We start from the raw sequence: 15777 nt of genomic DNA, 5'->3' as shown, positions 1-15777 counted from the left end.
CGGCTTGTTGGAGGGGCGAGGCGAGGCGGGCGCTCAGCCGAGGTAGATCCGGCCTTTGGGGTAGCGCACGCGCACGGCGCTATGGGTGGCGAGGAAGAAGCCCAGCGTCAGCGGGCCGACCCGGCCGAGGAACATCACCACCATGATCACCGCGCGGCCGAGGGCGTCGAGCTCTCCGGTCGCGCCGAGCGAGAGGCCGACGGTACCGAAGGCCGAGACCACCTCGAAGGCGAGGCTGATGAAGCTGCCCTGGTAGGTGATCGACACCAGGAAAAGCGCCAGGAACACGATCAGGATCGAGACCGTGGTCAGCGCCAGGACCTTCATCACCTCTTCGAGGCCGAGGCTGCGCCCGAAGGCATGCAGCTCGGTGCTCTTGCGGAAAAACGCGATGGTGGCGAGCACCAGCACGATGGCGGTGGTCACCTTGATGCCGCCCGCGGTCGAGGTCGAGCCGCCGCCGACCAGCATGAGCGTCATGGTCATCAGCGTCGTGGCGTTCTCCATGCCCGCGGTGTCGAGCGTGTTGAAGCCCGCGGTGCGCGGGGTGACCGCCTGGAACCAGCTCGCGAGGATCTTCGCGCCGGTGCCCTCGAGCCCGCCCAGGGTTGCGGGGTTGCGCCATTCCAGCGCCGCGAAGAGCGCCCAGGCCGCGAGGATCAGGCAGAGCGTGCCGTAGAGCATGATCTTGCTGTGCAGCGTCAGTGCCCGCCAGCGCCGGGCCTCGTAGAGATCGGCCAGGACCACGAAGCCGAGCCCGCCGAGGATGAAGAGGAGCGGGATCACAAGGTTGATCACCGGGTTGCCGACCCAGGGCATCAGCGAGCCGTCGTCGAGCCCGAAGCCCGCGTTGTTGAAGGCCGAGACCGCGTGGAAGACCGCGTACCAGCCGCCCTGGGCCCAGCCCATCTCGGGCACGAAGACCGTCATCAGGAGGAGCGCGCCGAGGGCCTCGCAGGAGAGGGAGACCACCAGTATCACCCGCACCAGGCGCAAGAGGTCGCCGAAGGAGGACTGGTTGAGGTCCTCGCGCAGGACCAGCCTCTGGCCGAGGCCGACCTTCACCCCGATGGCCGAGAGGACGAAGACCGCGAAGGTCATCAGTCCGAGGCCGCCGAACTGGATCAGAAGCGCGATCACGAGCTGGCCGAAGAAGGTGAAATCCTGGCCCGTGGAGACCACCACGAGCCCGGTCACCGTGACCGCCGAGGTCGAGGTGAAAAGCGCGTCATAGAGCCCCACGCCGCCGCTCTGCGAGATCGGCAGCGCCAGGAGCCCCGCGCCGAGGACGATCACGCAGAGATAGAGCGCCACCAGGAGCATCGGCGGCGAGAGCCGCACGACGCGGTCGAGGAGCCGCGAGCGCATGCCGATGAGCGCCATGTCAGAGGCTCGCCGCGAAGCGCCGCAGGTCGGCGCGCTGGCCGAGCAGCAGCAGGAGGTCGTCGCTCTCGAAGGTGCAGGCCTCGCCGTCCTGGGCGATGAACTTGGTGCCGCGCATCACGCCGACGCAGCGCAGGTTGAACTTCTCGCCATGGGCGAGGTCGCCGAGGCTTTTGCCTTCGAGGCTCTTGGGGATGCGGAAGTTCACCACGTAGAAGCCGTTGCCGAGGCTGATGTAGTCGCGGATCAGCGGGTTGTGCAGCACCTGGGCGATGTGCTGGCCGACCTCGACCTCGGGGTGCACGATCCGGTCGACGCCGAGCCGCGAAAGGATTCGGTGGTGGGTCTTGGTCCGGGCCTTGGCCCAGATCTTGTCGACGCCCACCAGCTTGAGGTTGATCGCCGAGAGGATCGAAGCCTCGAGATCCGAGCCGAGCGCCACCAGCGCCACGTCGCAATCGCCCATGCCGGCCTCCTTCAGGGCCTGGTCGTCGCGGGCGTCCACGATCAGCGCCTGCGAGAGCTTGTCGGCATGCGCCGAGACCCGGGTCTCGTCGATGTCGATGCCGATGACCTGGTTGCCGAAACGGGTGAGCTCGCGGGCGACGGTGGAGCCGAAATTGCCCAGGCCCACGACGCCGAAGATGCGGGATTTCTCTGCCATGATGGAATGCTGTCCTAGCTTGGAAGGCGGCCCTCGGGCCTGACCGCGGCTGAGGGTGGCGCGCCCGGGCCCGAAGGCAAGGCGCTGGGGCCGCGGGGCGGGTGGCTCAGGCCTCGATTTTCTCGAGATAGACGGCGGGTACCGTGACGCGGGTCTTCTGGCCCATGAACTCCATCAGGAGCCGGATCCGGTCGTCGTCGCCGAGCGCCTCGATGCGGCTGACCAGCATGGCCATGGGGCCGTTGATGACCCGCACGAGGTCGCCCTCGGCGAAGGCGGGCACGGTCTCCAGCACCTCGTCCCGGTCGCAGCGCGCCAGGAGGCCCGCCATGAAGTCCTGGGGCAGGGGACGGGGGTGGCGCGGGTCGTCCAGCACCACGCGGGTCAGCCCGCGCGTGGCATTGAGCTTGCGCCAATCCGCGCCCGCGGGGTCGAACTGCACGAAGACATAACCCGGGAAAAGCGGGCGCGGGCGGCTGGTGAGCTTGCCCGCGCGGCGCGTCGTCTCCATCCGCCGGGGCGCGAAATGCGCGAAGCCCTGGCGGGCGAGGTTGCGCTCGGCCAGCGTCAGCCCGTTGGGCTTGAGCTGGGCCGCGAACCAGTTCCGGGGATTCTGCGTGTCGCTGTTCCTGTCCATCGCGTCTGTGTCCATGACATCAATCGCAGGGCTGCGGGCCTCAACTGTCGTAGTAGCCCGCGCCATAGGCACCATAGGCACCGTATTTGCCGCCGTAGCCGTAGCGCTTCATGCCCTTGTGGTCGATCTGGCTCAGCACCAGGCCGGTGACCGGCACGTTCACGGTGGCGAACTGGCGCATGGCCTCGCTGACCTGGGACTTTGTGGTGCGGTCCCAGGCGGTGGTGAAGGCAATGGCATCGACATGCTGGCCGATCACCCGGGCGTCGGGCACCACGAGCACCGGCGGAGTGTCGATGATGATCGTGTCGTAGATGCCGCGCATCTTCTCGAGGAACTGCTTGAAGCGCTCCGAGGAGAAGACGTCGGCGGCGTTGAGGCTGGACTTGTCGCCCATCAGCACGTCGACCTTGAGGCGCGGGTCGCGAACCAGCGCGTCCTCGACCGAGGCTTCCTCCATCATCACCGCGACGAGGCCGGGCTGGTTCGCGGGCACCTCGAAGTATTCCTGGAAGGTCCGGCGGCGGATGTCGGCCTCGATCAGCAGCACCTTGCGGCCGAGGCCCGCGAGGTTATGCGCCAGCGAGATGGCCTGGGTGGTCTTGCCCTCGCCGGGCAGCGAGGAAGTCGACATGATGAGCTGCGGCGGGTGGTCCACATCCGAGAGCAGCACCGAGGTCCGCAGGTTGCGGATCGCTTCGGCGGCGGCCGAGGTCGGCTTGTCGTTGAGATACTGGATGAGGCCCTGCCGTTTCTTGATCGGCATCTTGGGGATCTGCCCGAGGATCGTGCGGCCGGTATGCGCCTCGAGGTCCTCGGCGGTGCGGAAGCCCTGGTGCAGGAACTGCCGGCCCAGCACGACGGCGGCGCCAATCATCAGGCCGAGCACCATGGAAAGCGCCAGGATCAGCCCCTTGCGCGGCTCGACGTAGCGGCCCGGCGTCGCCTCGGAGAGGACGCGGCTGTCGGCGTTCATCAGCCCGCGCTGAACCGTGGCCTCCTTCAGCCGGGCCAGGAAGGTCTCGTAAAGCGTGCGGGTGGTCTCGATCTCGCGGTTGAGCTGTTCGAGGGCCGAGAGGTCCTCGGACTGGGCCTGGAGCTCGTTCTCCTGGCGCCGCATCGAGGCCTCGAGGGCGGCGGACTGCGAGCGCAGCCGCGCTAGTGTGGTCTCCTGCCGGGAGACCAGCATCCCGGCGCGGTCGAGGAAGCTCTGGCGCGCCTCGGCGTCGCCGGCCTGGGCCTCGGAGCGCAGGCGGGTGAGGATCGGGTCGTCCAGTTCCTCGGCCAGAAGCTCGAGGTCTTCGGTCTCGAGCGCGCCGGTCAGCATGGCGACCTCGGCGGCCTGGGCGTCGACATCGGCGCGGGTCTCCTCGAGGCGGTTGCGCACGTCGATGAGCTGACGGTTCACCGCCTGCAGCGCCTCGGGGGTGATCAGGTCGGTCTCGGTGCGCAGCTGCTGGAGCCGGTCCTCGCCGTCGTTCAGCTCCTGCTCGAGCTCGGTGACGCGCTCGGAGAGCCAGGTCACCGCGGTCTCCAGGCTGTCGAACTTCGCCTGCACCTGGTCGTCGATATAGACCTCGGCGAGGGTGTTCACGACCTGCTGGGATTTCGCCCGGCTGGTCGTCGTGGCGGAGACGTTGAAGACATAGGTGTCGCGCTTGACGCTGGCGGAGATGGCTTCGCGGAGGTTCTCCACGGTCTTGTTGAGGATATCCTCCTCGGTGAGCGCCTCGCCGGTGTTGGCCGTGGCGCCGGTCAGACCCGCGACGACCTCCATCACGTTGCCGATCGAGAAGGCGGGCTCGGGCCGCAGCGCGGCGTTGAACTCGGGGTCGTCCAGCAGGTCCAGCCGCTCCACCAGCTGCAGAAGCACGTTGCGCGAGAGCAGGATCTCGAGCTCGGTGTTCATGCTGGCGTCTTCGGTGGAGACGCCGCTCACGATCGATTCGATGTCCGCGATGGGCGAGGATTGCACCGAGATCGCCACGGTGGTGGTCGAAGTGTATTTCGGCACCGCCACCACATAGGCGTAATAGGCCCCGATGAAGAGCGCGATGAGCGCCGCGCCCGCCAGCATCAGCTTGCCGCGCCAAAGCGTGCCGGCCAGTTCCAGAAGGTCGATCTCGTCGTCATGGTCCGCCGGTTGCGGTGGAGGGGTGACGCTCGGCCTGTTCTGGAATGCGGAGTAGCTTTTATTCACGGCGCGCTCTCGAATTTCTGGGGCAAATTCTTTTGCGAAACTTTTATCAGGTGTCGGCTGACAGTGAAGGGCCTAGGGCTGGATTGGGTGCAGAATAGCAAGAAATCCGGGTGCCAGGTGCGGAATATACACCCCTCACAAACAGAAAAGGTGGCCCGGGGGGCCACCTTTCAAATCCTGTGCTGATCGGCCGATCAGTCGGTGCCGCCGGTGCCCGACGTGCCCGAAGTTGCCGAGCTGGAGGATCCGTCGCCGTCGCCGCCAAGCGCCGCGATGATCGCCACGAAGGTCAGGCCGGCCACGGCGGTGCCGGTGGCGCCCAGAGTGCCGCCGAGATCGCCGCCACCGGCGCGCAGGCAGACCACGCGGACGTTGCCGTTGGGCAGGAACTCGGCCGACTGGATCGACGCCCCGCTTCCGCAGGCGTTCTGTGCCTGAGCAATTTGCAGGGCTTCCGCGCTGGTGCCCTGAGCGGATGCTGCGCTCGCCGTCACGGCGAGGGCGAGGGATGCGGTAATCGCACGAATAGACATGGCCAAGCTCCTTAGGTTCGAAGACTCGAAAAAATGAATAACGTTCTGGCTGTCCAAGGCATAGCTCAAAACCGGCTCTCGTCACAAGCTTGACGAATATTTTTTGAGGAATCCCGGTTAAGCCCGCGAATTGGGCGGGAAGTCGCCGGGGCGGATGCGGAATTCTTCGGAAAATCGCGAAAATTCAGGCGACAAGCCTGTGGCGGGCGGGCCACGGGCCGGAACGATTCGGCTCGGGACCGGAGCCCGCGCTCAGCCCAGAACGAAGATCGCGCCGAGCGCCACGAAGCCCGCGAGAAAGACCGTCTCGAGGCAGAGCATCAGCATTGCCGCGCGGCCCACCTGCATGAGTTTCGGCAGCGAGGTCTTCATGCCCACCGCCGCGATGGCGGTCAGCAGGGCCCAGCGCGACAGGTCCGAGGCCAGCGCATTGACCGTGTCGGGCACCACCCCGGTCGAATTCACCCCGGCCAACACCAGGAAGGCCAGGACGAAGCCCGGCAGGAGCGGCGGGCGGCTGCCGGCCTCGGCGCTGCGGCGGAAGGCCAGGGCGGCCAGCAGCACCACGGGCGCCAGGAGGCTGACCCGGATCAGCTTGACCAGCGTGGCCACGTCGCCGACCTCGTCGCTGACCGAATAGCCCGCGCCCACGACCTGCGCGACGTCATGGATCGTGCCGCCCAGGAAGACCCCGGTCACGGTGGCGTCGAAGCCCAGCCAGGCGGCCAGCATCGGGTAGAGAATCATCGCGAAGGTCGACAGCACGGTGACGCCGACGACAGTGAAGACGATGTCCTGTTCGGAGCGTTCGTCGCGCGGCAGGACCGCGGCGATGGCCATGGCCGCCGAGGCGCCGCAGATCGCCACCGAGCCGCCGGTCAGCAGCGCGAAGCGCTGGCGCCGCCCGAAAAGCGGTGCCGCCAGGAGCGCCACGCCAATGGTCGCCGCGGTGGCCAGCACGATCAGCCCGACGAAGCCGAAGCCCAGGTCGGCCACCAGCCCCGCCGAGATCCGCAGGCCCAGAAGCGCCACCCCGAAGCGCAGCACCACCTTGGCGGCGAAATCGACGCCTGGCGCGGTGCGCCCCTCCTCGGAGAGGAAATGCAGCGCGATGCCCAGGAGGATCGCCATCAGCATGGCCGGCGCGCCGTAATGTTCCGACAGGAAGGCCGCCGTCACCGCGACCAGCGCGGTCACCGCGAGGCCGGGGAAGATCGTCTGGAAGCGGTCGCGCAGCGTCTGGGTCGTCATCTCGGCTCCGGGTCTGGGCAATAGCTCGGGCGCGGCCGGGGGCCGGCGCGGCTGCCGTTTACGCATGTGGGAAAGCGGAGAAAAGGGTGGCCCCGCGCGTCCATGGCGCGGGGCCCGCGGGCCTTACTGGATATCGGCCGCGATTTCGGCGTCGATGCGCTCTTCGGCCTCGGCCACGCTGTCGCGCAGCGCCTGGAGCACCTCTTCACCGCCGTCGACGTTCTGCGCGAACCAGTCGTAGACCGGGGTCACGGCCTCGGAGAAGGCGTCCATCTCCTCGGCGGTGGGCACGTAGATCTCGCCGCCGGCCTCGGTGAAGGCCTGGTAGGCCGAGATCTGCTTGCGCTTGGGGCTGGCGAAGGTCGCCTGCTGCAGCTCCTTGAAGCCGTTGACGACCACCGTGCGCAGCTCTTCCGGCATGGAGGAGAAACGCTCGTTGTTCATCACCCAGATGGCAGCCATATAGGCGTGCCCGTCGAGCGTGAGATGCTTCAGCCCGGCATCGGTGAACTTCATGTTCATGATGTCGGTCACGCCGTTCTTGGCGCCTTCCACGACGCCGGTCTGCAGCGAGGTGAAGAGTTCCGGCCACGGGATCGGCGTCGGCGAGGCGCCGAGCGTCTTGACCAGCTCCTGCGGCAGGTCGGCGACCACGGTGCGCATCTTCATGCCTTCGAGGTCCGAGGGCGAGGCGATGCGCTTCTGGGTGTTCGCGAAGTTCCGCCAGCCGCCGGTGTTGCCGATGGTCATGATGCGGATCGCGTCGCCGGAATCCTCGAGCCCCATCTCGCGCAGGGTGCGGGTGAAGGTGCCGTTGGTCAGGACCGCCTCGGCTATGCGGTCGTCGCGCATCAGGTAGGGCAGGTCGAAGACCTGGACGTAGGGGAAGATGCCCGCGGCGCCGCCCGAGGTGGTCACGAAGATGTCGATCGAGCCGTCGGCCACGCCCTGCAGGCACTCGGTGCCGTTGCCGCAAAGCTGGGTGCCGATGAAGAGCTCGACCTCGATCGCGCCGTTCGAGGCCTTCTCGACGTAGTCCTTGAAGACCACGAGGCCGTCGTAGTCCTCGTCCTGGTCGTTGGAGTTGGCGGTGGCGCGCAGGGTGTATTCCTGCGCCTGGGCCACACCCGCGGAGAGGCTGAGCGCCGCCGCGAGGCCGAGGCCGGTGAGGGTCTGTTTCAGCATGGTAGTCCTCCCTGTTTTTTGGATGCTGATCAGTTCACGAATCCCGCAAGTCGCGGAATGGTGAGGGAAATCGCGGGGACATAGGTGATCAAGAGGATCACCAGAACCTCCACCGCGAGGAAGGGCAGGATCGCCCGCGAGATGGATTCCACCTTCTCGCCTGACACCGATGAGGCGACGAAAAGCACCAACCCCATGGGCGGCGTCGCCAGCCCCACGGTCAGGTTCACCGACATGATGATGGCGAAATGCACCGGGTCGACGCCGAGCGAGGTGAAGACCGGCCCGAGGATCGGCCCGAGGATGATGATCGCGGGCCCTGCGTCGAGGAACATGCCCACGATGAACAGCAGGATGTTGATCAGGAACAGCAGGGTCAGCGGGTTCTCGGAGAGCGCCAGGATGAACTCGGCCATGATCTCGGGCGCATGGCTGAGGCTGACGACGGTCTTGAAGCTGACCGCGGCACCCACCAGCAGCAGCACCGTGGCCGAGGCGATGGCCGAGCGGCGCAGCACGTCGGCCAGATCGGCCAGCGTCATGGCCCCCAGCACCCCGTAGGAGATGATCAGCGCGTAGAGGACAGCGATGGCCGCCGCCTCGGTCGGCGTGAAGACGCCCAGGAGGATGCCGCCCAGGATGATGATCGGGGTCTGCAGCGGCGCCACGGCCTTCTTGCAGACGATGCGGAAATCCGCGTCCACGCGGTTGCGGTAGAAGACCAGCAGGAAATGCGCGGGGATCAGGAGGGCGATGTAGACGGCGATGCCGCCCACCGCCATGCCCTCGGGCAGGAGGCCCGCGAGCAGGTAGAAGATGCCCGCGAGGTTCAGCCGCAGGAGCGCGAAGCTCACCCAGCTTTCGACCCGGCCGATCTTGGCGCCGCGGGCGACGATGCGCTCGGCCTTGGGCAGGTCGAAGCGGTCTGCGAGGATGCGCACCATGACCATGAGCCCGAGGCCCACCAGGATGCCGGGCACGATGCCCGCGAGGAAGAGCGCCGCCACCGACTGGCCCATGACATAGGCGTAGATGATCATGATGCCCGAGGGCGGGATGATCGGCCCGATCACCGAGGAGGCCGCGGTGATCGCCGCGGCGAAGCGGCGCGAATAGCCCTGCCGCTCCATCGCGGGAATGAGCGTCGAACCCAGCGCCGAGGTATCGGCCACCGCCGAGCCCGAGAGCCCCGCGAAGAGGATCGAGGACAGGATGTTCACATGCGCGAGCCCGCCTCGCAGGTGGCCCATGAAGGCCTGGCTGAACAGCACCAGCCGCTCGGTGATGCCGCCGCGGTTCATGATTTCGCCCGCCAAGAGGAAGAAGGGCAGGGCCATCAGCGGGAAGCTGTCCATGCCGTTGTAGAGATTGCGGTAGAGCAGCGCGAGGTCGCGCTCCTGGCCGTTCAGCCAGAGCAGCGCGCCCGGCGCGAAAAGGAGCGCGAAGAAGACCGGCAGGCCGATCATCAGGAGCAGCAGGAACAGCGGCAGGAACCAGACAAGCATCACTCGGCCTCCGGCAGGTCGGCGGGGGCCAGCGGCGACAGCTCGTCACCGCGCCCGGCCAGGATCAGGATGCGGCGCAGGATCAGCTCGATGTTGACCAGCGCGAGCAGGATCATCCCAAGGAAAACGGACATATACATCCAGGCGAGTTTGACCTTCACGACCTCGCCGCCGATCAGGTCGAGCGGCACCCGCAGGGACGAGGAGGCAAAGAGCCAGCCGGAATTCACATGCGTGTGGCCAAGCTGGACGCCCATGGCCAGGACGCTCATCGACATGAACAGCAGGACCAGGATCACCGTGTCGGCGAGCTTGCGGGGCAGGGCCTCGGTGATCATGTCGATCGCCACGAAGCCGCCCCGGCGCAGCCCCGAGGGTGCGGCCAGGCCGGTCATCCAGAGCATCAGGAAGCGCGCGGCCTCGTCGGGCCAGGGCAGGGCGTTGTTCAGCACGTAGCGGAACCAGACCTGCGCGAGGATCACCACCACCATGATGCCCAGCGCCAGGAGCGCCAGCCAGCGCCCGAGCGCCAGCGCCCAGGTGTTGAACAGCTCGAGCGGGACGAGCAAAGCCCGGATCAGCCCCATCTGTCTCCTCCCCTGCCTGCGCGCATCGGGGCGCGCGCCGGTCCAAGTCTCCCGCGCCCCCTCCCGGGGCGCCGGGCCGGTGTCAGTCGAACGCCTGGAAGGCGCCGTAGCGGCCCTGCAGGAACAGCAGCGGTTCTCCCTCCCGCATGCGGACCCGCTGGACCCGGCCGACCACGATGACGTGGTCGCCGCCGTCGTGCACCGCCTCGCGGGCGCATTCGAAATGCGCCAGCGCCGATTCGATCAGCGGCACGCCGTTCTCGTTCTCGGTCAGGTCGCCGGGGCGGAAGCGCCGCGCGTCCTTGGCCACCTCGCCGCAGAGCGCGGCCTGGTCGGTGGCGATGACATGGATCGCGAAGTGCTGTGCCTCGGCAAAGGGCTTGAAGCGGCTCGAGGCCTTGGCCGGCGACCAGAGCACCAGCGGTGGATCGAGCGACAGCGAGGCAAAGCTGTTCGCGGTGATCGCGATCGGCCCGTCCTCGGTCTGGGTGGTCACGATGGTGACCCCGGTCGCGAAACGGCCCAACGCGTCGCGGAAGTCGCGCTCGCGGCCCGGTCCGGGCTCGAAGATCTCGTCCATCGTGCTCATGCCACCATCCATGTCAGGGCACCTCGTGGCCCAGCGCAAGGGTATAAAGCTCGAACCACGTCTCGCGGTCGATCTCAACCTTTTCGGCGGCCCCGAGGCCCTTGATCCGCTCGAGGTTGTTGGTGCCCATCACCGGCAGGATGCGCGCGGGATGGCGCAGGAGCCAGGCCACCGCCACCGCCGCCGCGTCGACGCCCTGTGCCGTCGCGATCTCGTCGAGCTTGGCGCGCAGCCGCGCCGAGCTTTCGGCAAAGAGCGAGCCGCCGCCCAGCGGCGACCAGGCCATGGGCGCGATGCCGCGTTCCTGCAGGAAGGCCACGTCGCCATTGGTGAAGCCCTCATGCGCCAGGAGCGACAATTCGATCTGGTTGGTCACCAGCGGCGTCTTCATCGCCGATTGCAGCAGCGTCCAGTCGTAGGGCCGGAAGTTCGACACGCCGACCTGGCCGACCTTGCCCGATGCCACCGCCTTGTCGAGCGCCGCGCCGGTTTCCTGGTGGTCCATCAGCGGGTCGGGGCGGTGGATCAGCAAGAGGTCGATATGCTCGATCCCCATCAGCCGCAGCGAATGGTCGACCGAGGCCTCGATATGCGCCGCGGAGGTGTCGTAATATTTCACCCGGCGGTCGGCGTAACGCCCCGCCGGCGCGACGATGTCGCACTTGGTGACGATCTCGATCTTGTCGCGCAGGTCCGAGCCCTTCAGCGCCTGGCCCAGCACCTCCTCGGCCTCGTAGCCGCCGTAGATGTCGGCCTGGTCCATGGTGGTGATGCCCTGCTCGAGGCAGGCTTCGATCTTCGCCTGCACATGGGCCGGCGAGGTGTCGCTGTCGTCCGACAGCCGCCACATGCCGTAGACGATGCGGCTGAGGCTCAGATCCTGGGCGAGTTGGACGCGGGACACGGTCACTTACGCTCTCCTTCTGCGAGGGGGGTCGCGGGGGTCTCGCTCGGCACCCGGCCATAGACATGGGGCAGCGAGCAGGTTTCGAGGTTCGGAAGCACCTTCTCGCCGAAGTGGCGGCATTCGTCGAGATGCGGATATCCCGAGAAGATGAAGGCGCGGATGCCCATCTGCTTGTAGCGTTCGATCTTGGACATGACCTGGTCGACCGAGCCGACAAGGGCCGCGCCGCAGCCCGAGCGCGCCCGCCCGATGCCGGTCCAGAGGCCGGGCTCCACGTAGCCGAACTGGTCGGCCAGCTCGCGCGCCCGCGCCTGGTGGCTGACCCCGAGCGATGTGGCGTCATGCGAGCGTTCGCGGATCAGCCGGCCGTATTCGTCGTCGAGCTTGGAGACGATGTAATCGGCGTATTCCCGCGCCTCCTGTTCGGTGTCGCGCACGATCATGTGCACCCGCACGCCATAGTCGAGCGTCCGTCCGTAGCGTTCGGCCACGGCGTTCACGTCGCGCATGCGCTGGGCGAGCTGTTCTTCGGGCTCGGGCCACATCAGGTAGACGTCGCAGTGCTGGCCGCAAAGCTCGAGCGCATGGGGGCTGTAGCCGCCGAAGTAGAGAAGCGGCCCGCCGTTCTGCTGGTAGGGCTTGGCGGGGTCGGTCCAGAGGTTCTTGAAGTTGTAGACCTCGCCCTCGTAGTTGATCTCGTCGCGGGTCCAGGCCTGCTTGAGGATCTCCACCACCTCGCGCGAGCGCTGGTAGCGGAAGGCGCTGTCGGCCTTCTCGCCGGGGAAATCCGAGGAGATGACGTTCAGCGTCAGCCGGCCCTTCATCATGTGGTCGATGGTCGCCACGGTGCGCGCCAGCATGATCGGCTGCATCTCGCCGCAGCGGATCGCGGCGAGCATGTTGATGTCCTTGGTCACCTGGGCACCCGCGGCCACGAAGGACAGCACGTCCTGGCCGACCTGGTAGGACGAGGGACACAGGATGTTGCGGAAGCCCTGGGCCTCGGCCTCCTTCAGGATCGAGGAGCAGTGGTCCCAGCTCGAACGCAGCCGCCCCTCGGGCACGCCGAGAAACTGGTAGTCGTCCGAGCAGAGCGCGGCGAACCAGGACACCTCGGCGGCGTCGAGATCGGCGGAGGTGACGGGCACTACGGTCATGTGATTCCTCGGAAGCTCGGCGTGAATTGGCCCTTGCGTAGCATCGTCATTGATGTGCATCAATAGTGTATCAATTTTTCGCCGCAGAATCGATGCCCGACGAAACAGCCCTTCCCCGCTACCTCCAGGTGGCCGAAACCCTGATCCGCGAGATCGCGGCGGGGCGGCTGGCCGATGGCGCGCGGCTGCCGCCCGAACGCGAGATGGCCGCCGAGCGCGAGGTCTCGGTCGGCACCCTGCGCAAGGCGCTGGCGCGGCTCGAGGAGGCGGGGCTTCTGGAGCGCATCCAGGGCTCGGGCAACTACGTGCGCCACGCCCCGCAGGAGCTGGGCCTCTACGCCTTCTTCCGGCTCGAGCTGGTCGAGGGCGGCGGGCTGCCCACCGCCGAGCTGATCGCCGTGGAGCGCCGCGAAAAGGAGCCGGCCATGCCGGACTTCGGCCCGGCCCCCGAGGGCCACCGCATCCGCCGCCTGCGCCGCATCGGCGGCATTCCCGCGGTGCTCGAGGAGATCTGGCTCGATGGCGCGGCGGTCGCCGAGATCGACCGTTCGGACCTCTCCGAGAGCCTTTATCTTTACTACCGCGAGCGGCTGGGCCTGGTGATCACCCGGGCCGAGGACCGGCTCGGCGTGGCGCCGGTGCCCGATTGGGTGCCCGGCGCCTCCACGCTGACGCCGGGCGAGACCGCCGGTTTCATCGAACGCGTGAGCCAGGCCGCCGACGGCGCCCGGGTGGAATATTCCCGCACCTGGTTCGACAGCCGCCACGTCCGCTACGTGGCACGCCTCAGATAACGAAGGGACGACTTGAGCATGGTTAACTACGGCATCATCGGCGCCGGCATGATGGGGCAGGAGCACATCCGCAACATCCAGCTTCTGGGCGGGGCGCGGGTCGACGCGATCTTCGAGCCGGACGCCGAGATGCGCGGCCGGGCCGGGGCGCTGGCGCCCGATGCGGCGCTCGTTGCCAGCATCCCCGAGATGCTGCGCCGGAACACGCTTGACTGCCTGCTGATCGCCTCGCCGAACAACCTGCATGTATCGCAGATGGAGGAGGTCGCCGCGATCCGCCCGCTGCCGATGATCGTGGAGAAGCCGCTCTACACCAGCGAGGCCGAGGCCGCCCGCGTCGAGGTGCTGGCCCGCGATTATCCCGCGCCGATCTGGGTGGCGATGGAATACCGCTACATGCCGCCCATCGCGATGATGCTCGAGCGCGCCGAGGCCGAGACCGGCGGGCTGAAGATGCTGACCATCCGCGAGCACCGTTTTCCCTTCCTCGACAAGGTGCAGGCCTGGAACCGCTTCAACGCCACCTCGGGCGGCACGCTGGTCGAGAAGTGCTGCCATTTCTTCGACCTCATGCGGCTGGCCACCGGGGCCGAGCCGGTGCGGGTCATGGCCTCGGGCGGCCAGTCGGTGAACCACCGCGAGGAAAGCTATGACGGCCGCGCCCCCGACATCTGGGACAACGCCTATACGATCGTGGATTTCGACAACGGCGCGCGGGCGATGCTCGAGCTCTGCATGTTCGCCGAGGGCTCGAAGTATCAGGAGCACCTGAGCGCCGTCGGCCCGCGCGGCAAGATCGAGGCGCTGGTGCCGGGGCCGACGCGCTTCTGGCCCGAGCATCTGGGCCCCGCGCCGGTGCCGCAGGTGGTGCTGAGCCCGCGCAACCCCTCGGGCGAGCAGGTGCTCGACGTGCCGGTGGATCCGGCGCTGCTGGATGCCGGGGATCACAACGGATCGACCTTCTACCAGCACCGCCGCTTCCTCGAGGTGATCCGCTCGGGCGGGCCGGTCGAGGTCTCGCTGAGCGACGGCGCCAAGGCGGTGCGCATGGGGCTGGCCGCGCAGCGCTCGGCCGAGACCGGCGCGGCGGTCGCGCTTTAGCGCCCGCGAGGTGCGGCCTCGGGTCGCCGGTTATCGCCTAACACACAAGAGGCATGGTCAAATTCCCGGGCTGCGCTAGAGTTTCCGCCGTGGGAACCGAAGGAGGAGACCCAGACCGCAAGGTCGGCCCGGCCCGGCACAAGGGCGCGTCCGACCCGACCGGCTGGATTTCCGTGTCGCATCAGTCTGAGGAAAGAGAGATCATGTTCAACAAACTTCTCGCCGCGAGTGTCCTTGCCATGCTGCCCGCCGGGATGGCCTGGGCCGAAAGCCACGAATCCGGCGAAGGCATGGAGATCACCGGCGATCCCGAGGCCGGCGAGCGCGTCTACCGCAAGTGCATGGCCTGCCACATGGTGGGCGAGGACGCGCAGAACCGCGTCGGCCCGCAGCAGAACGGCGTTGTCGGCCGCGATGTCGCCGCGGTCGAGGGCTTCAACTACTCCGACGCGCTGATGGAGAAGGCCGAAGAGGGCGTGGTCTGGACGCCCGAGAACCTCGACGCCTTCCTCGAGAACCCGCGCGAATGGGCGCCGGGCACAAAGATGTCCTTCGCCGGTCTGCGCAAGGAGGAAGAGCGCGCGGATGTGATCGCCTACCTCGCGACGTATAACGCGGACGGCACCCGGGCGGAGTGATCCTTGGTGTGGGGCGTGGGTTGTGGCGCTGGTTTTCCGCTGGTGACGCGCCGCGCCGCAAGAGGTTGCTGACGCCGCGCAGCCCCGCGCGCCTGGGCTGAGACAAGAACGCCCGGTGGACCTCCGCCGGGCGTTTTTCTTTGTCGTCTAGGCGGAGTGGGGCCGGTCGTCGGCATGGCGTGGGGCCTGTCGCCGAGACGGCGTGGGGCCACGGATTGCCCGCCAATAGCTGACGCTCGAGCCTTCACCGCCTTCACTGCCTTCGCTACCCGCACCGCCTTCACCGTTTGTCGCAAACGGAGACGCTCTTCCACTTGCGCCCGAACAGCACCGAAGGTGCCGGGCGCGCGCCGGACCGGCCCCTTGGGCCGGCGCTCTTGTGGGCGAAGCGCATAGCTCACCCCTCGTCCTGACCTTGCGTGGATAAAGCGCGCCGCTCGACTGTCAGCAGCGCCGGCCCCCGGTCCGGCGCGCGCCCTCTGGTGCGAGGGGTGAGAGCGGCGCGAGGCGAGACGCGGCCTCTATTTCGACCGGTGCTCGGGGCGGCTAGGTCTGCGGATCGGCTCACAGCCACGTCAAAGCGCAGCGTGAGGGGGCTGGTCTCGTTCTCGAAGGGAGATGGCACTTAGGACGTCGGAGTGAGACG

General features: G+C 67.6%; 15 protein-coding genes. 3 read left to right on the top strand and 12 right to left on the bottom strand.

Annotated features, from left to right (window positions below):
- Positions 1-33: 33 nt before the first annotated feature.
- The 12 genes from ACX938_RS07110 to ACX938_RS07055 all read right to left on the bottom strand — a co-directional run bounded on the left by ACX938_RS07110 (position 34) and on the right by ACX938_RS07055 (position 12598).
- A complete protein-coding gene (locus ACX938_RS07110; RefSeq protein ID WP_459430529.1) occupies positions 34-1383 on the bottom strand; it encodes a TrkH family potassium uptake protein in 1350 nt (449 codons plus the stop codon).
- 1 nt (position 1384) lies between these two features.
- Entirely contained in the window at positions 1385-2047 is a 663-nt protein-coding gene (locus ACX938_RS07105) for a potassium channel family protein (RefSeq protein ID WP_459430528.1), read from the bottom strand.
- Positions 2048-2153: 106 nt separating this feature from the next.
- Positions 2154-2684 carry a transcription termination/antitermination protein NusG gene (nusG, locus tag ACX938_RS07100; RefSeq protein WP_232753260.1) on the bottom strand — a complete coding sequence of 177 codons (531 nt, stop codon included), beginning with the start codon at positions 2682-2684 and terminating at the stop codon, positions 2154-2156.
- Between the two features lie 40 nt (positions 2685-2724).
- Positions 2725-4884 carry a GumC family protein gene (locus ACX938_RS07095; protein WP_459430527.1) on the bottom strand — a complete coding sequence of 720 codons (2160 nt, stop codon included), beginning with the start codon at positions 4882-4884 and terminating at the stop codon, positions 2725-2727.
- Positions 4885-5078: 194 nt separating this feature from the next.
- Positions 5079-5417: a hypothetical protein gene (locus ACX938_RS07090; protein WP_459430526.1), complete on the bottom strand. Its 339-nt coding sequence runs from the start codon at positions 5415-5417 to the stop codon at positions 5079-5081.
- A 252-nt stretch (positions 5418-5669) separates the two neighbouring features.
- The gene (locus ACX938_RS07085; RefSeq protein ID WP_459430525.1) at positions 5670-6668 is read right to left on the bottom strand and encodes a YeiH family protein; all 999 of its coding nucleotides are present in this window, start codon (positions 6666-6668) and stop codon (positions 5670-5672) included.
- Between the two features lie 123 nt (positions 6669-6791).
- The gene (locus tag ACX938_RS07080) at positions 6792-7853 is read right to left on the bottom strand and encodes a TRAP transporter substrate-binding protein (protein WP_459430524.1); all 1062 of its coding nucleotides are present in this window, start codon (positions 7851-7853) and stop codon (positions 6792-6794) included.
- A 29-nt stretch (positions 7854-7882) separates the two neighbouring features.
- A complete protein-coding gene (locus ACX938_RS07075; RefSeq protein ID WP_459430523.1) occupies positions 7883-9358 on the bottom strand; it encodes a TRAP transporter large permease in 1476 nt (491 codons plus the stop codon).
- On the bottom strand, positions 9358-9945 hold the full coding sequence (locus tag ACX938_RS07070) for a TRAP transporter small permease (RefSeq protein ID WP_459430522.1): 588 nt from the start codon (positions 9943-9945) through the stop codon (positions 9358-9360). Before ACX938_RS07070 ends, ACX938_RS07075 begins: the two co-directional genes overlap by 1 nt.
- Before the next feature lie 82 nt (positions 9946-10027).
- The gene (locus tag ACX938_RS07065) at positions 10028-10534 is read right to left on the bottom strand and encodes a flavin reductase family protein (protein ID WP_232753267.1); all 507 of its coding nucleotides are present in this window, start codon (positions 10532-10534) and stop codon (positions 10028-10030) included.
- Positions 10535-10547: 13 nt separating this feature from the next.
- Positions 10548-11438: an aldo/keto reductase gene (locus ACX938_RS07060; protein WP_459430565.1), complete on the bottom strand. Its 891-nt coding sequence runs from the start codon at positions 11436-11438 to the stop codon at positions 10548-10550.
- Between the two features lie 2 nt (positions 11439-11440).
- Positions 11441-12598, bottom strand: a complete 1158-nt coding sequence (locus tag ACX938_RS07055; protein WP_459430521.1) for an LLM class flavin-dependent oxidoreductase — start codon at positions 12596-12598, stop codon at positions 11441-11443.
- 92 nt (positions 12599-12690) lie between these two features.
- Between ACX938_RS07055 and ACX938_RS07050 the strand changes: the two genes are divergently transcribed.
- From ACX938_RS07050 to ACX938_RS07040, 3 genes are all read left to right on the top strand, one after another.
- Positions 12691-13392, top strand: a complete 702-nt coding sequence (locus tag ACX938_RS07050) for a GntR family transcriptional regulator (protein ID WP_459430520.1) — start codon at positions 12691-12693, stop codon at positions 13390-13392.
- Between the two features lie 18 nt (positions 13393-13410).
- A complete protein-coding gene (locus ACX938_RS07045) occupies positions 13411-14493 on the top strand; it encodes a Gfo/Idh/MocA family protein (protein WP_459430519.1) in 1083 nt (360 codons plus the stop codon).
- Between the two features lie 203 nt (positions 14494-14696).
- The gene (locus tag ACX938_RS07040; RefSeq protein WP_459430518.1) at positions 14697-15131 is read left to right on the top strand and encodes a c-type cytochrome; all 435 of its coding nucleotides are present in this window, start codon (positions 14697-14699) and stop codon (positions 15129-15131) included.
- Positions 15132-15777 lie beyond the last annotated feature (646 nt).

The organism is Roseivivax sp., assembly GCF_054552075.1.
This window is presented reverse-complemented; position numbering and strand designations above follow the sequence as displayed.

Bases quoted from the DNA above. Each gene is read 5' to 3' on its own strand.
- ACX938_RS07110 (WP_459430529.1), bottom strand. From the start codon at position 1,383: ATGGCGCTCATCGGCATGCGCTCGCGGCTCCTCGACCGCGTCGTGCGG.
- ACX938_RS07105 (WP_459430528.1), bottom strand. From the start codon at position 2,047: ATGGCAGAGAAATCCCGCATCTTCGGCGTCGTGGGCCTGGGCAATTTC.
- ACX938_RS07050 (WP_459430520.1), top strand. From the start codon at position 12,691: ATGCCCGACGAAACAGCCCTTCCCCGCTACCTCCAGGTGGCCGAAACC.
- ACX938_RS07055 (WP_459430521.1), bottom strand. From the start codon at position 12,598: ATGACCGTAGTGCCCGTCACCTCCGCCGATCTCGACGCCGCCGAGGTG.
- ACX938_RS07085 (WP_459430525.1), bottom strand. From the start codon at position 6,668: ATGACGACCCAGACGCTGCGCGACCGCTTCCAGACGATCTTCCCCGGC.
- ACX938_RS07090 (WP_459430526.1), bottom strand. From the start codon at position 5,417: ATGTCTATTCGTGCGATTACCGCATCCCTCGCCCTCGCCGTGACGGCG.
- ACX938_RS07045 (WP_459430519.1), top strand. From the start codon at position 13,411: ATGGTTAACTACGGCATCATCGGCGCCGGCATGATGGGGCAGGAGCAC.
- ACX938_RS07080 (WP_459430524.1), bottom strand. From the start codon at position 7,853: ATGCTGAAACAGACCCTCACCGGCCTCGGCCTCGCGGCGGCGCTCAGC.
- ACX938_RS07065 (WP_232753267.1), bottom strand. From the start codon at position 10,534: ATGAGCACGATGGACGAGATCTTCGAGCCCGGACCGGGCCGCGAGCGC.
- ACX938_RS07075 (WP_459430523.1), bottom strand. From the start codon at position 9,358: ATGCTTGTCTGGTTCCTGCCGCTGTTCCTGCTGCTCCTGATGATCGGC.
- nusG (WP_232753260.1), bottom strand. From the start codon at position 2,684: ATGGACAGGAACAGCGACACGCAGAATCCCCGGAACTGGTTCGCGGCC.
- ACX938_RS07070 (WP_459430522.1), bottom strand. From the start codon at position 9,945: ATGGGGCTGATCCGGGCTTTGCTCGTCCCGCTCGAGCTGTTCAACACC.
- ACX938_RS07040 (WP_459430518.1), top strand. From the start codon at position 14,697: ATGTTCAACAAACTTCTCGCCGCGAGTGTCCTTGCCATGCTGCCCGCC.